This window comes from Thauera sp. 28, from assembly GCF_000310145.2.
GTDB lineage: Bacteria > Pseudomonadota > Gammaproteobacteria > Burkholderiales > Rhodocyclaceae > Thauera > Thauera mechernichensis.
This window is the reverse complement of record NZ_AMXA01000003.1, coordinates 137943-151104: the sequence shown is the minus strand read 5'-3', so window position 1 is coordinate 151104 and position 13162 is coordinate 137943. Positions and strand designations below refer to the sequence as shown.

11 protein-coding genes are annotated in these 13162 nt (G+C 68.4%); all 11 read right to left on the bottom strand.

Going from position 1 to position 13162, the window contains the following annotated elements:
• Positions 1–9: 9 nt before the first annotated feature.
• Positions 10–861, bottom strand: a complete 852-nt coding sequence (locus tag C662_RS04030; protein ID WP_002925266.1) for an SDR family NAD(P)-dependent oxidoreductase — start codon at positions 859–861, stop codon at positions 10–12.
• Positions 862–874: 13 nt separating this feature from the next.
• The gene (locus C662_RS04025; RefSeq protein ID WP_002925261.1) at positions 875–2326 is read right to left on the bottom strand and encodes a hypothetical protein; all 1452 of its coding nucleotides are present in this window, start codon (positions 2324–2326) and stop codon (positions 875–877) included.
• Complete coding sequence (locus C662_RS04020; RefSeq protein ID WP_002925259.1) at positions 2319–3503, bottom strand: sulfotransferase; 1185 nt, start codon at positions 3501–3503, stop codon at positions 2319–2321. Before C662_RS04020 ends, C662_RS04025 begins: the two co-directional genes overlap by 8 nt.
• 10 nt (positions 3504–3513) lie before the next feature.
• Positions 3514–4176, bottom strand: coding sequence for a TetR/AcrR family transcriptional regulator (locus C662_RS04015; protein ID WP_002925257.1), 663 nt, complete (start codon positions 4174–4176; stop codon positions 3514–3516).
• Positions 4177–4350: 174 nt separating this feature from the next.
• A complete protein-coding gene (gene cysQ / locus C662_RS04010) occupies positions 4351–5133 on the bottom strand; it encodes a 3'(2'),5'-bisphosphate nucleotidase CysQ (RefSeq protein ID WP_002925251.1) in 783 nt (260 codons plus the stop codon).
• A 51-nt stretch (positions 5134–5184) separates the two neighbouring features.
• A complete protein-coding gene (cysN, locus tag C662_RS04005; protein WP_002925248.1) occupies positions 5185–7092 on the bottom strand; it encodes a sulfate adenylyltransferase subunit CysN in 1908 nt (635 codons plus the stop codon).
• A gap of 1 nt (position 7093) precedes the next feature.
• Positions 7094–7993, bottom strand: coding sequence for a sulfate adenylyltransferase subunit CysD (gene cysD / locus C662_RS04000; RefSeq protein WP_002925240.1), 900 nt, complete (start codon positions 7991–7993; stop codon positions 7094–7096).
• 92 nt (positions 7994–8085) lie between these two features.
• The gene (cofH, locus tag C662_RS03995) at positions 8086–10521 is read right to left on the bottom strand and encodes a 5-amino-6-(D-ribitylamino)uracil--L-tyrosine 4-hydroxyphenyl transferase CofH (RefSeq protein ID WP_002925238.1); all 2436 of its coding nucleotides are present in this window, start codon (positions 10519–10521) and stop codon (positions 8086–8088) included.
• Entirely contained in the window at positions 10488–11135 is a 648-nt protein-coding gene (gene cofC, locus C662_RS03990; RefSeq protein ID WP_002925237.1) for a 2-phospho-L-lactate guanylyltransferase, read from the bottom strand. Before cofC ends, cofH begins: the two co-directional genes overlap by 34 nt.
• Positions 11136–11438: 303 nt before the next feature.
• The gene (gene cofD / locus C662_RS03985; RefSeq protein ID WP_002925236.1) at positions 11439–12389 is read right to left on the bottom strand and encodes a 2-phospho-L-lactate transferase; all 951 of its coding nucleotides are present in this window, start codon (positions 12387–12389) and stop codon (positions 11439–11441) included.
• On the bottom strand, positions 12386–13153 hold the full coding sequence (cofE, locus tag C662_RS03980; protein WP_002925235.1) for a coenzyme F420-0:L-glutamate ligase: 768 nt from the start codon (positions 13151–13153) through the stop codon (positions 12386–12388). Before cofE ends, cofD begins: the two co-directional genes overlap by 4 nt.
• Positions 13154–13162: the final 9 nt, after the last annotated feature.

The following is a 13162-nucleotide window of genomic DNA, read 5'->3' as shown; positions in this document are numbered from 1 at the left end:
GGGCAAGGGTCAAAGCTTGAAATCGGGCAGCGGGCCGGCGCCATCGAGGCGCATCACGGGCAGGCCGAGCTCGCGCAGCAGCGGCAGGCTCAGCGCCACCCGGCCCGACAGCGCGGCCTGCGGGCGCGAGCACAAGGCCAGGGCCGCTTCGGCCATGGCTTCCACCGGCTCCATATGGGCGAGGTCGTCGATCGAGCCGCTGACGAGCGCGCCCTCGCTGGCGACGGCCTCCACCGGGGCAAGCGTGTTCACCGCGATGTTGTCGGCGGCGAGCTCCATCGCCATGCCGGTGCTCAGGCGCTCGAGCGCGGCCTTGGTCGAGCCGTAGAGCGTGGGCGAGTGGGTGGTGTGGAAGCGGTAGGCGCGTTCCTTCGGGTCGTAGGGTGCCGGGCCGGGGCGGGTGCTGGTCGCACTCGACAGGTTGAGGATCCAGCCGCCGCCGCGCGCCTTCATCGCCGGGATGGCGAGCTGGGCGAGGTGGTGGGGCGCGAACAGGTTGACCGCATAGGCGAGCTGGACGCGCTCCGGCGACTGTGCGTAACCCGCGCCGAAACGCGCCCAGGCGGCGTTGTTGACCAGGATGTCGATGCCGCCGTAATGACCTAGCGTTTCGCCCATGATGCGCTCGCGGTCGGCGGCGCTGGCCAGGTCGGCCTGCACGCACAGGCAGTCGCCGCCCGTCGTGCGGATGCGCGCCGCGGTCTCGTCCAGCGAGCCGGGCAGCTTGCCGCCGGGTTCGCCGGTGCGCGCCACGAGCACGACCTTGGCGCCTTCGGCGGCGAAGCGTTCGGCGATTGCCGCGCCGATGCCGCGGCTGGCGCCGGTGACGATCGCCACCTTGTCCTTGAGGGTGTGGGGCATGCGGGGCTCCTTGTCAGTGCTGGCGGTAGCGGCGCTGCACGTGTTCCTGGCGGATCGCGATCTGCTGCCGGCGCTCCTCGGGCGAGATCAGGCGGGTGTCGGCCGGCAGGTGCTGGCGCAGCTCGGCAAGCGGCACCTTCTTCGCCGTGGCCCAGGGCAGGTTGTCCATGGGCTTGACCGGGTAGGCCCAGCGTATCGCCATGTAGCCCTCGGGCTGGCCGGTGGTGTCGAGCCAGTTGGCGATGCCCGGGTCGGTGTGCGAGACCACCAGGCGGAAGACGTTGTCGGCATCGCGGTGCGCCTGCAGGCCGCCGAGGCTGCTCTGGTAGTTGGCGAAGTCCAGCGATTCGCCCCACATGTTGCCCAGGCTGAAGCCGATGTAAACCGGCTCCACCGGCTGGTGCATCTCGACCACCAGGGCCTCGTCGGCTGCCAGCTCGAAGATGCCGCCGCAATACACGTTGGTGGCCATGCCGCCGGCGGTGGCGAGCGAGGCGGCGTTGGGCTTGTTGAAGTCGTTGCGCGGCATGAAGCACTGGCCGTCGCCGTTCATGTCGCCGTAGCACTCGCACACGACGGCGTAGAACTCGTTCCAGAAGTGCACCTGGTTGCGGGTGAAGCGGCCGATGTCTGCGATCTGCTTGGCCGCGACCTCGGGCGTGTAGGCCGGCATCGGCTTGCCGAGCAGGTCGTTGCGGTAGATGAAGAGCTCGAGCAGGTCCTCGTTCTCCCAGTCGGAGAACAGCTCGCGCAGCATCACCAGCTGGCTCACGTATTCGCGCGTGACGCTGCTGCCGTCCTTCTGCTTGCGCGTGCGGCTGGCGCGGGTGAGCATGAAGTTTCCCTCGTAGCCGGGCGGCTTCTCGGGCGCGAGCAGGATCTCGAAGCGGCCGTCGGCCTCCACCTTGAGCTCGGTGCAGTCCAGCTCCGCGCAGTTGATGCGCGAGCCGGGGGTCATCTCCTTGAGGCTGCCGCTTTCGCCCGAGTAGCCGCTGGGCGTCTCGAAGATCACGTAGTGCGGGGCCTTGCGCACCCCGGCCGGCGCCTTGCCGCCGCGCCAGGCGCTGGTGTCGGCGGCGCGACCGCGGATGGTGTAGCTGTAGTTGCCGTCGATCGGCGCCATCAGGTAGAGAGCGTCGCAGTTGTCGATGGTCGAGCGGTTGAGCGGCTGGATGGCGCGCACGAAGTAAGGGAACTCCGGCGTCGGACCGAGACAGCGCGAGATCGAGCCGTACAGGAAGCCGAGCACGTAGCGGTAGCCTTCGGCGAGGTTGCGCGGCGTGGCGGGCGGGGGCCACAGCTTGGGGTCGTCGATGGCGTCGCGGGCGTCCTGCAGCTGCGCGATCATGCCGTCCCAGGCCTGGCGCAGCTGGACTGCGGCGTCGCGTGTCTCTGGGTCGCGGGGCTCGACGTGGGCCTTGACGGCCTCGAAGACGGCATCGTGCCGGGGGTTGGGCTCATGCATGGGCCAGCTCCTTTTCCTTGTCCTTGTGTTGGGCGGCGGGGACGTCTTCGTCCCAGTGGAATTGCTCGAACAGCGGCGCCAGCCGCGCGCGGATCTCGGCGTCGTCGAGGCCGAATTCGGCCAGGCTGTAGCGGTGTTCGGTTTCGTGCTTGCGGGTACGGGCGGCCTCGGCCTCCAGGAAGCTCGCAAAGGCGGGGGTGATGTCGAGCCCGAGATCGCGATAGACGTCCTCGATCGTGCCCTTCGGGTCGGTGGTCAGGCGGCGGTAGTCGATGACTGCACGCGGGGTCTCGGGGTGGCGTTCCAGCACCGTGAGCGGATGCAGGTAGGACTCGTAGGAGAGTCCGGTCATCACCTGGTTGGATTCGCGGATGCGGTCCTCCGACAGGTTGCCCTGCAGCTTCCAGCCCACGTTGAGCAGCTTGAGCAGGCTGGGGATGGTCTCGTGCGGGTTGCGGTAGAGGATCACGAAGCGCGCATCGGGAAAGGCTTCGATCAGGGACTCGACGCGACCGCAGTAGGTGGGGTTCTTGCTGAGGTGGATGCGGTCGCTGCCGTTCAGGTAGAGCTGGCGGCGCACGCATTCCTTGTAGAACTTCATCATCCGGCGCCGGCTCGCGGCCGGGCGCTGGTCGATGTGGAAGAAGTCGAGCTCGCTCATGTAGGGCAGCTTGGTCAGCCAGAAGCCCGATGCGCAGGAGTTGAAGTACAGCAGGTCGTCTTCTTCCGGGATGGTCAGGCCCATCTTGTGGATGTGCTGCATGGGGCCGAACTTGCGCTTCTCCCAGGCCTGCAGCCTGCGCTCCAGCGCGCGGCCGAGCAGGTGGGCGTCGATCCATGCGGCCAGGCGCACGAGCTTCTTCTGCAGCAGCGAGGGCAGCAGCAGCTCGTAGTACTTGAAGGTGGAGAAACGCTCGTCGGCATCCATCAGCCGGTGGGCGAGCGTGGTGCCGCTGCGCGCGTGGCCGATGATGAAGACCGGCGTCTTGACGCGCGTGCGCCACAGGCCGGGGAACAGGATGCCGTCGAGGAAGAAGCACACGGCGGTGAACGCGGCGCGCAGTGGCACATGCAGCAGCAGGAGCTTGTACAGCCCGCGCCGCCGGCGCGAGTTGGGCTCCTGGCCGACGAGGCGCAGCAGCTTGAACCAGACGGTGAAGTCGAAGTAGTACAGCAAGGGGGTCTCCTTAGTCGTTCGGGATGCCTTCGCCGGGCATCTTCTTGAGATAGCGGACGAGCATGGCGTGCAGCTCGTCGACGAAGTCCTGGGTCAGGATCAGGTCCGGGTTGCGGTCGAGCGTGGCGTGGATCGTGCCTTCGAGCGCGTTGGCCACCATCTGCGCGGCGAGCGCGAAGTTGTTCACCCGCAACGCGTCCTTGTGGCGTCCGAGGGCGGACGGCAGCCACTCGGCAGTGCTTGGCTTGTTGGGGTAGCGCTTGCGTGAATAGGCCTCGAAGTCGTACTTCCAGTGGATCTCGAGGTAGAAGTCCTGCAGTTGCAGGTACAGGCGGCGGTGGCGCGCAACCTGTTCCTCCACGAAGAAGGCCAGCGTCGCATCGAGCGAGTTCTCCGCCAGGGCGATTGCCTGGCGGTCGAGCCGCTTGATCTCGTCGAGCTCCGAGGTCAGTAGCGCATTGCAGATGTCGGCCGCGATGGCGTGCTTGTCGGTGTAGTACTGGTAAAGGCTGCCGATGCTGACCCCCGCAACCTCGGCGATACGGTTGGTGGTCAGGCGTGCATGCCCCTCCTCCTTAAGAATGCGCAGCGCCGCTTCGCGAATCGCACGCAGGGTCGCGGTCGCTCGGGATTGGGTCGGGCTGCGGCGCAGTGGAGAGTGGTGGGAGGCCATGGGCTTTCCTTCGCGTGACGTGGTCATTGGAGCAAGCCATCCACCGCCTGGCTACTCGCTTTCGATTTACGGAGGCGAACGGCGGGTGGATTCAAAGCGTCTTGTAAACAGTGGCTTGCAGGCTGCTTCAGATTCCCTTTCGCATAAACTGAGCCTTGCTCGGTTTTTGTTGCGCTAGGCCGCGGCGGTCGTGCCCCAGGCGGCGAAGTGGGGGTTGGCGAAATCGGCCTTGCCATAACGCAGGGTGGTGCCGTCGAGCGTGCGGACGATGCCGCCGGCGGCGCGCAGCACGGCGTCGCCGGCGGCGATGTCCCACTCCATGGTGCGGCCCAGGCGCGGATAGACATCGGCCTCGCCGGCAGCAACCAGGCACAGCTTGAGCGAGGATCCGACGTTGGTCTGGCTGGCGACCTTGCGTCCGGCGAGGAAGGCGGTGAGCGCCTCGGCGTCGCCGTGCGAGCGGCTGGCCACCACGGTGAGGCCTTCGGCGGGCGGTGTGCGGCACGCGATCGTGCGGCGCACGCCCTTGTCCTCCACCGTCGCGCCGATCCCGGCTGCGCCGGCGAACAGGCGGTCGAGGGCGGGGGCGAAGACGACGCCGAGCATGGGGGCACCGTGCTCGATGAGCGCGATGTTTACGGTGAATTCGCCATTGCGGCTGATGAACTCCTTGGTGCCGTCGAGCGGATCGACCAGCCAGAAGCGCTCGCCCACCGCGGGAATGCGCCCGGCCGCGGCTTCCTCCTCGGAGACCACCGGAATGTCCGGGCTGAGGCGGGCGAGCGCGGGCAGGATGAGGGCTTCGGCGCGCTCGTCGGCCTCGGTCACAGGGGAGGCGTCGGTCTTGCCGCGTACCGCGAAATCGGTGGCGTAGATCTGCATGATCTCGTCGCCGGCGGCGCGGGCGATTGGCAACAAGGCGTCGAGCAGGGCGCGTAGATCGGAGGTCTTGGTCATGTTTGTTCCAGTTCGCGTTGGTGGGGCGGGCCCCGGCGGGGCCCGCTGCCTTCAGTCGGCGATCACGCCGCGCAGGCGCAGGGTGGCGATGACCGCGTCGGCGGCCGCGTCGAGGGAGAGCTGGGGCGTGGTCAGCCGCAGCTCGGGGTTCTCCGGCGCCTCGTAGGGCGAGTCGATGCCGGTGAAGTTCTTCAGCTCGCCGCGCCGGGCCTTCTTGTAGAGGCCCTTCACGTCGCGCTGCTCGGCGATCTCGAGCGGCGTGTCGACGAAGATCTCGATGAACTCGTCGTCGCCCATCAGGCTGCGCGCCATGCGCCGTTCGGACTTGAAGGGCGAGATGAAGGCAGTGAGCACGATGAGGCCGGCATCGACCATCAGCTTCGCGACCTCGGCCACGCGGCGGATGTTCTCGACGCGGTCGGCGTCGGTGAAGCCGAGGTCCTTGTTCAGCCCGTGGCGCACGTTGTCACCGTCGAGCAGGTAAGTGTGGTGGCCCAGCGCGTGCAGCTTCTTCTCGACCAGGTTGGCGATCGAGGACTTGCCCGCACCCGACAGGCCGGTGAACCAGAGCACGCAGCTCTTCTGGTGCTTCTGGGTTGCGCGCGCCACCTTGTCGACATCGACATGCTGCAGGTGGATGTTGTGCGCACGGCGCAGCGCGAAGTGCAGCAGGCCGGCACCAACGGTGTTGTTGGACAGCCGGTCGACGAGGATGAAGCCGCCGGTGTCGCGGTTGTCGCGGTAGGCATCGAAGGCGATCGGACGGTCGAGGCTGATGTTGCACACGCCGATCGCGTTCAGTTCCAGCTTCTTGGCCGCGACGTGCTCGAGCGTGTTCACGTTCACCTGGTACTTGATGTCGGTGATCGTGGCCGCGACCGTCTTGGCGCCGATCTTGAGCAGGTAGGGGCGGCCGGGCAGCATCGGCTCGTCGTGCATCCACACCAGCGTGGTCTCGAACTGGTCGGCCACCTCGGCGGGCGCTTCCACCGTGGAGATGACGTCGCCGCGCGAGATGTCGATCTCGTCGGCCAGCGTCAGCGTCACCGACTGGCCGGAGACGGCCTGCGCCAGGTCGCCGCCGTGGGTGACGATGCGCGCCACCGTGCTCTCGCGCCCCGAGGGCTGCACGCGGATGCGGTCGCCCGGGCGGATCACGCCGCTCGCCACCTGGCCGGCGAAGCCGCGGAAATCCAGGTTGGGGCGGTTGACCCACTGCACCGGGAGGCGGAAGGGCGCGCGCTGCATGCGTGCGTCGTCGATCTCGACCGTTTCCAGGTAGGCCATCAGCGTACTGCCGTGGTACCAGGGCATCGCGCTGCTGGGCTCGATGATGTTGTCGCCCCTGAAGGCCGACAGCGGGATGAAGCTCACGTCCTCGAGGCCGATCTGTGCGGCGAAGGCGGTGTAGTCCTCGCGGATGTCGCGGAAGACCTTCTCCGAGTAGTCGACCAGATCCATCTTGTTGATCGCCACCACGATGTGGCGGATGCCCAGCAGCGACACCAGGTAGCTGTGGCGGCGCGTCTGGGTGAGGATGCCCCTGCGCGCATCGACCATCAGGATCGCCACATCCGCCGTGGAAGCGCCGGTGACCATGTTGCGGGTGTACTGCTCGTGTCCCGGGGTGTCGGCGACGATGAACTTGCGCTTGTCGGTGGAGAAGAAGCGGTAGGCCACGTCGATCGTGATGCCCTGCTCGCGCTCGGCCGCCAGGCCATCGACCAGCAGCGCGAAGTCGATCTGGTCGCCCTGGGTGCCGAACTTCTTCGAGTCGGCCTCGACCGCGGCAAGCTGGTCCTCGAACAGCATCTTCGATTCGTAGAGCAGGCGGCCGATCAGCGTGCTCTTGCCGTCATCCACGCTGCCGCAGGTGATGAAGCGCAGCAGGCTCTTGTGTTCGTGCGCCTTCAGGTACTGCTCGATGTCGGTGGCGATGAGGTCGGAAACGTGTGCCATGTCAGAAATACCCCTCTTGTTTCTTCTTTTCCATGGAAGCGGCGGAATCGTGGTCGATCACCCGGCCCTGGCGCTCGGAGGTCTTGGTGAGCAGCATCTCCTGGATGATCGCCGGCAGCGTGTCGGCCTCGGACTCCACCGCGCCGGTGAGCGGGTAGCAGCCCAGGGTGCGGAAGCGCACCTTCTTCATCATCGGCACCTCGCCGGGCTTCAAGGGCATGCGGTGGTCGTCGACCATGATCAGCGTGCCGTCGCGCTCGACCACCGGGCGCTCGGCGGCGTAGTACAGCGGCACGATGGGGATGTTCTCGAGGTAGATGTACTGCCAGATGTCGAGCTCGGTCCAGTTCGACAGCGGGAACACGCGGATCGACTCGCCCTTGTGCTTTCTGGCGTTGTAGAGCTTCCACAGCTCGGGGCGCTGGTTCTTCGGGTCCCAGCGGTGCTGCGCGGTGCGGAACGAGAACACGCGCTCCTTGGCGCGCGACTTCTCCTCGTCGCGGCGCGCACCGCCGAAGGCGACGTCGAAGCCGTACTGGTCGAGCGCCTGCTTGAGGCCCTCGGTCTTCATGATGTCGGTGTGGATCGCCGAGCCGTGGGTGAAGGGGTTGATGTCCTTCTCCACGCCCTCGGGGTTGATGTGCACCAGCAGGTCCATGCCCGTCTCCTGCGCCATGCGGGTGCGGAAGCGGTACATCTCCTGGAATTTCCAGCGCGTATCGACGTGCAGCAGCGGGAAGGGCGGCACGGCCGGGTAGAAGGCCTTCATCGCCAGGTGCAGCATGACCGCGCTGTCCTTGCCGATGGAGTAGAGCATCACCGGGTTGTCGGCTTCGGCGACGACCTCGCGCAGGATGTGGATGCTTTCGGCTTCGAGCCGTTGCAGGTGGGTGAGTGTCATGGATTCTCCAGCTTGTTGCGGGATCTAGGGACGTAGGGGGCCGGCCGCGCCGCCGGGGTGGCGCGGTTCGGTACTGCGTGGAGCGTGGGGGTTCAGGCGGTCGCGTGCAGCCTATGCACCTGCCGCGGGTGTTGGGGTGGTCCGACTGCGGCCCGATCGGCCGCGGGCGGCACCGCCTCATAGAGCGTGCTGCGCTGTCGCAGCGGACGTTCGCAGCGCGCCGCAATCGCGCGCAGGTCGGCGGTCTCCATCAACTGGCCGTTGGCGCCGCCCGCGGCGCGCGTGATCGATTCGTACATCAGCGTGCCGCCGAGGTCGTTGGCGCCAGCCTGCAGGCACAGCGCCGCGCCTTCGGCGCCCATCTTGACCCACGAGGTCTGGATGTTCGGGATCAGCGGATGCAGCACCAGGCGGGCGACCGCGTGCATCAGCACCGATTCGCGCAGCGTCGGGCCGGAGCGGGCGCGGCCCTTGTGCCACAGCGGCGACTCCATATGCACGAAGGGCAGCGGCACGAACTCGGTGAAGCCACCGGTCTTCGCCTGCAGGCGGCGGATGGCGAGCAGGTGGCGCGCCCAGTGCCGCGGCGCATCCACATGGCCGAACATGATGGTCGCGGTGCTGCGCATGCCGACTGCGTGCGCAGCCTCCATCACCTCGAGCCATTGCGCGCTGTCGAGCTTGTCCGGGCAGATGATGGCGCGCACCTCGTCGTCGAGGATCTCCGCCGCCGTGCCCGGCAGGGTGCGCAGGCCGGCGTCGCGCAGGCGGCGCAGGTAGTCGTGCAGCGACAGGCCCAGGGTGGCGGCGCCGTGACGGATCTCCAGCGGCGAGAAGGCATGGATGTGCATGTCGGGCGTCGCGCGCTTCACCGCCGCCAGCAGCTCGAGGTAGGTGTCGCCGGTGTAGTGCGGGTGAATGCCGCCCTGCATGCACACCTCGGTGGCGCCGCGCGCCCAGGCTTCGAGCGCACGGGCGGCGACCTGCTCGGCTTCGAGCCGGTAGGCCGGGCCGCGCAGCGTGGAGGCGGCGTGGCTCTTGGCGAAGGCGCAGAAGCCGCAGCGGTGCTGGCAGATGTTGGTGTAGTTGATGTTGCAGTTGCGCACGTGGGTGACCGCCTCGCCCACGGTGTCGCGGCGCAGGCGGTCGGCGGCCGCCATCACGGCGTGCAGGTCGGCGCCCTGCGCATCGAACAGGCACACGATCTCGTCCTCGGCCAGCTCGCGACCTGCCAGGGCCTTGTCGAGCAGCGCGCGGATGGCCTGCGAGGGCGCCGTGGCGCCGGCTTGCGGTGCGAATACGCGCAGCGCCGCGGGCGAGGGGGCCTGGCCGGTGCCGGCGATCCAGTCGTCGGCGCGCGCGAAGCCGCTCGCGTCGGCGCGGCGCAGCAGGGCGGTGCACATCGCCGTGTCGGTCCACCGCGCGGCCTCGCGCACGTAGGAGGGGATGAGCGGCAGGCGCGGGCGCAGGTGGCGGCCGTGGGCTGCGGTCTCGGCGGCGAGTGCGTCGATCTGCGGCCAGGCTGCTTCCGGGTTCACGTGATCGAGCGTGACCGGCGAGATGCCGCCCCAGTCATTGACGCCGGCGCGCAGCAGCGGGCCGAGCTCGCCAGGCCGCAGGTTGGGCGGCGCCTGGATCGACAGGCGGGCGCCGAAGATCAGGCGCGCCATCGCGATCGTCCAGGTGTGATCGTCCAGACCGGGTTCGTCAGCCCCTGCCATCACCGTCCCCGGCTTGGCGCGGAAGTTCTGCACGATGATCTCCTGCAGGTGCCCATGCGCCGCGTGCACCTCGCGCAGGGCGAGCAGGGCGTCGACGCGTTCGCGCCGCGTCTCGCCGATGCCGATCAGGATGCCGGTGGTCATCGGCACCGCCTGTTCGCCGGCCAGGCGCAAGGTTTCGAGGCGAACCTCGGGGTGCTTGTCCACGCATTTCCAGTGCGGGCCGCCGCGTTCGCACAGGCGGGTGGAGGAGGACTCCAGCATGATGCCCATCGACGCCGACAGCGGGCGCAGCAGGGCGATCTCTTCGGCGCTCATGGTGCCGGGGTTTACATGCGGCAGCAGCCCGGTCTCGCGATGCACCAGCGCGGCCATCTCCGCCAGGTATTCGATGGTCGAGCCGTGGCCGAGCGCGGCGAGGGCGTCGCGTGCTGCCTGGTAGCGCGACTCGGGGCGTTCGCCAAGGGTGAACAAGGCCTCGTGGCAGCCTGCCGCCGCGCCGGCGCGGGCGATGGCCAGCACCTCGTCGGCGCTCAGGTAGGCACTCGGCACCGACTTGGGCGTGGTGGCGAAGGTGCAGTAGCCGCAGGTGTTGCGACACAGCCGGGTGAGCGGGATGAAGACCTTGCGCGAGTAGCCTACGCTGGTGCCATGGCCGGCCACGGTCAGGGCCTCGGCGGCCTGCAGCAGCTCGGCGTGCGACGCGTGCTCGCCCAGCAGGTGGATGTCGTCGGGCGACAGCGTGTGTCCAGCCTGCGCGCGGTCGAGAAGGCTCAGAGCGAGGTCGTGCATGGCGAGGTTGTGCATGGCGTCAGGCTCCAGCGGGAGGGCTTGAGGGAAACGCCCGCTGCCGGCAGCAGGCAGGCGAGATCGGCGGGCGTGTCGATGTCGATGGCGAGGCCGTTCAATGCGGGCAGGGCCGGGGTGATGTGACGGATGCGTGCTTCCGCCAGGTGGTGCGACAGGCTGTTTGTGCCAAAGTGGAAGGGGAAGTCCAGCCTGTCCGCGATGAACAGCGCATTGGTGCCGGTGCCGTGGCGGTCGGACGCCAGTGCCAGCCCCTGTCGCCGTCCGGCGCGGACGAAGCGGTCGATCTCGCTCGCTCGCACCAGAGGCAGGTCGGCGTGGATGACGAGCAGCGAACTCGCACCGTGGTCCCGCAGCCTGTCGGCGGCCGTGCTCAGGGCCGGGTTCAGCCCCTGGCCGAGGTCGGGCAGGGCCAGCACGCCGGTGGGGATACGCTCGGGTTCGCTGCTGACGATGGCGACGTGGTCGATCTCCTGCGCATCCGCAAGGGCCGACAGCACGGTGTCGAGCATCGTCTGCACCAGTCTGGCGCGGGCGGCTTCGTCGAGCATGCCGGCCAGCCGCATCTTGCCGAGGCGGCGTGCCTTGAGCGGCACCACGGCCCAGCAGCTCATGGCCGCGCTCCCGCCGAGGCGGCAGCACACCCGGCGCGCTGCGTGGCAGGCGTTGTGGCCAGGGTTGCGAGGGGAGTGGAGTGTCGTGTCTGCATGGTCTTGGTGCTGTCCTTGGCAAAATTGAAACACCTCAGATACGACGACGGCTACTCGCTTTGGCGTGCTGGCGGCCTGTCAGGGAGAAGCAAAAAGCGCAATCAAAACAATGTTTTGTTGGCTTCTTTGTAATGCAATAAGGCTAAAGCTGAAAAAGCTCGGTTTTTCGGGCGAGCGATTGCGTCGATGGGATGGAACGCGATTCGCTCAGGGCTTGTGGTGCAGCGCGGCCGCGAAGGCCAGCGTCTCTCGTGCAACGCGGACGCGGTCGGCCGGGCTCAGCATCAGTGTGTCGGTGACATGGACCGGCAGCGCCATGCGCTCGCGCAGGTGGGCATCGCGCGCATCCAGCACGAAGCCGTCGAGCAGGTCGCCGTAGTGGCGGACGATTTCGTCTGCGCTTACCGGAACGCCCAGCTCGGTCATGATCTTCGCCGTCGGCCCCTTCACCGCAGCGCCGCCGACCAAGGGCGAAACCGCAACGATCGGCACGCCGCGTGCACGCAGCAGCGCACGCAGGCCGGGCACGGCCAGAATGGGAGCGATGCTCAGGTAGGGGTTGGAAGGGCAGATCACGATGGCGCCCAGTGCCTCGTCGGCGAGCGCGCGTTCCAGCGTGGCGCAGGGCCGCGTGTCGGGTGCGAACACGAATTCGACCGCACGCGTCACCGGGCGGCATTGCTGGCGCACGAAATAGTCCTGGAAGTCGAACGTGCCTTCATCCGTCTGCACGCGGGTGCGCAGCGCCTGGTCGGACATCGGCACGATGTCGGCGTCGATGCCGAGGCGGCGCGCGAAGTCGGCAACGATGGCCGACAGCGGCTCGCCGGCCGCCAGCCGGCGGGTGCGCTCGACGTGGGTGGCGAGATCGCCGTCGCCGAGGCGGAACCAGGTCTCGCCGCCCAGGCGGGCCAGCGCGTCCATGAAGGTCCAGGTCTCGTCGCGCCGGCCCCAACCGGTCTCGGGGTTGGCGAGGTCGGCCAGGGTGTATAGCGCGGTGTCGATGTCGGGCGAGACGTGCAGGCCCAGGTGGGTGAAGTCGTCGCCGGTATTGACCACGACGGTGAGCCGGCCGCGGCCGGCCGCGTGCAGCAGGCCGTCGGCGAGCTTGGCGCCACCGACGCCGCCGCTCAGGGCGAGGATGCTGGCTGCGCTCATTGGAACAGGTCCGTGTCGATCGGGCGCACCAGCGCCCGGCAATCCGTCTCGGGCGCGGCCGGCATGAAGCCGCTGGCGACCACCACCGGCATGCCTTCGTCGCCTTCGCCCATCACCACCGCGGCGCCGGCGGCCACCGCGTCGGCAAAGGCGGTCTGGGTGATCTGCAGGGTGCGACCGTGGCGGTCGGTGTCGCCGCGGCGGTCGATCAGCGCGGGGATCCCGGCCGAGCCGAGCGCCACGTTAACCACGCCGTTGCGCCACGGGCGGCCGAAGCTGTCGCTGACGATCACGCCCACCGCCTGCCCGGTGGCCAGGCGCAAGGCCTCGCGCAGCGCGGCGGCCGAGGCGTCGGGGTCGAGCGGCAGCAGCAGGGCGCGTTCGCGGCCCACCTCGTCCGGCACGTTGGACATGTCGATGCCGGCGTTGGCCATCACGTAACCCAGGCGGTGACGCACGATAAGTACCCCCGGTACCGCGCGCAGCACGCGGGTGGACTCGGACAGCGTGAGCTCGACCAGGCGTGCATCCTTGCCCGTGATGTCGGCGAGCTCCTGCGCCTTGGTAGAAGGGACGATCTCATCGAGCCAGGCGAAGCGGCCTTCCGACTTCGACACGATCTTCTGCGCCACCACGACGATGCTGTCGTGGCCCAGCGCACTGCCAGTCGCCGCCAGCGCCGCCACGATCATCGGTGCCAGCGCGTCGCCGGGCCGGACCTCGGGGATGCCGGCAAGCGCTTCGAAACACAGCCGGCGTCCCATGGCCGGCTC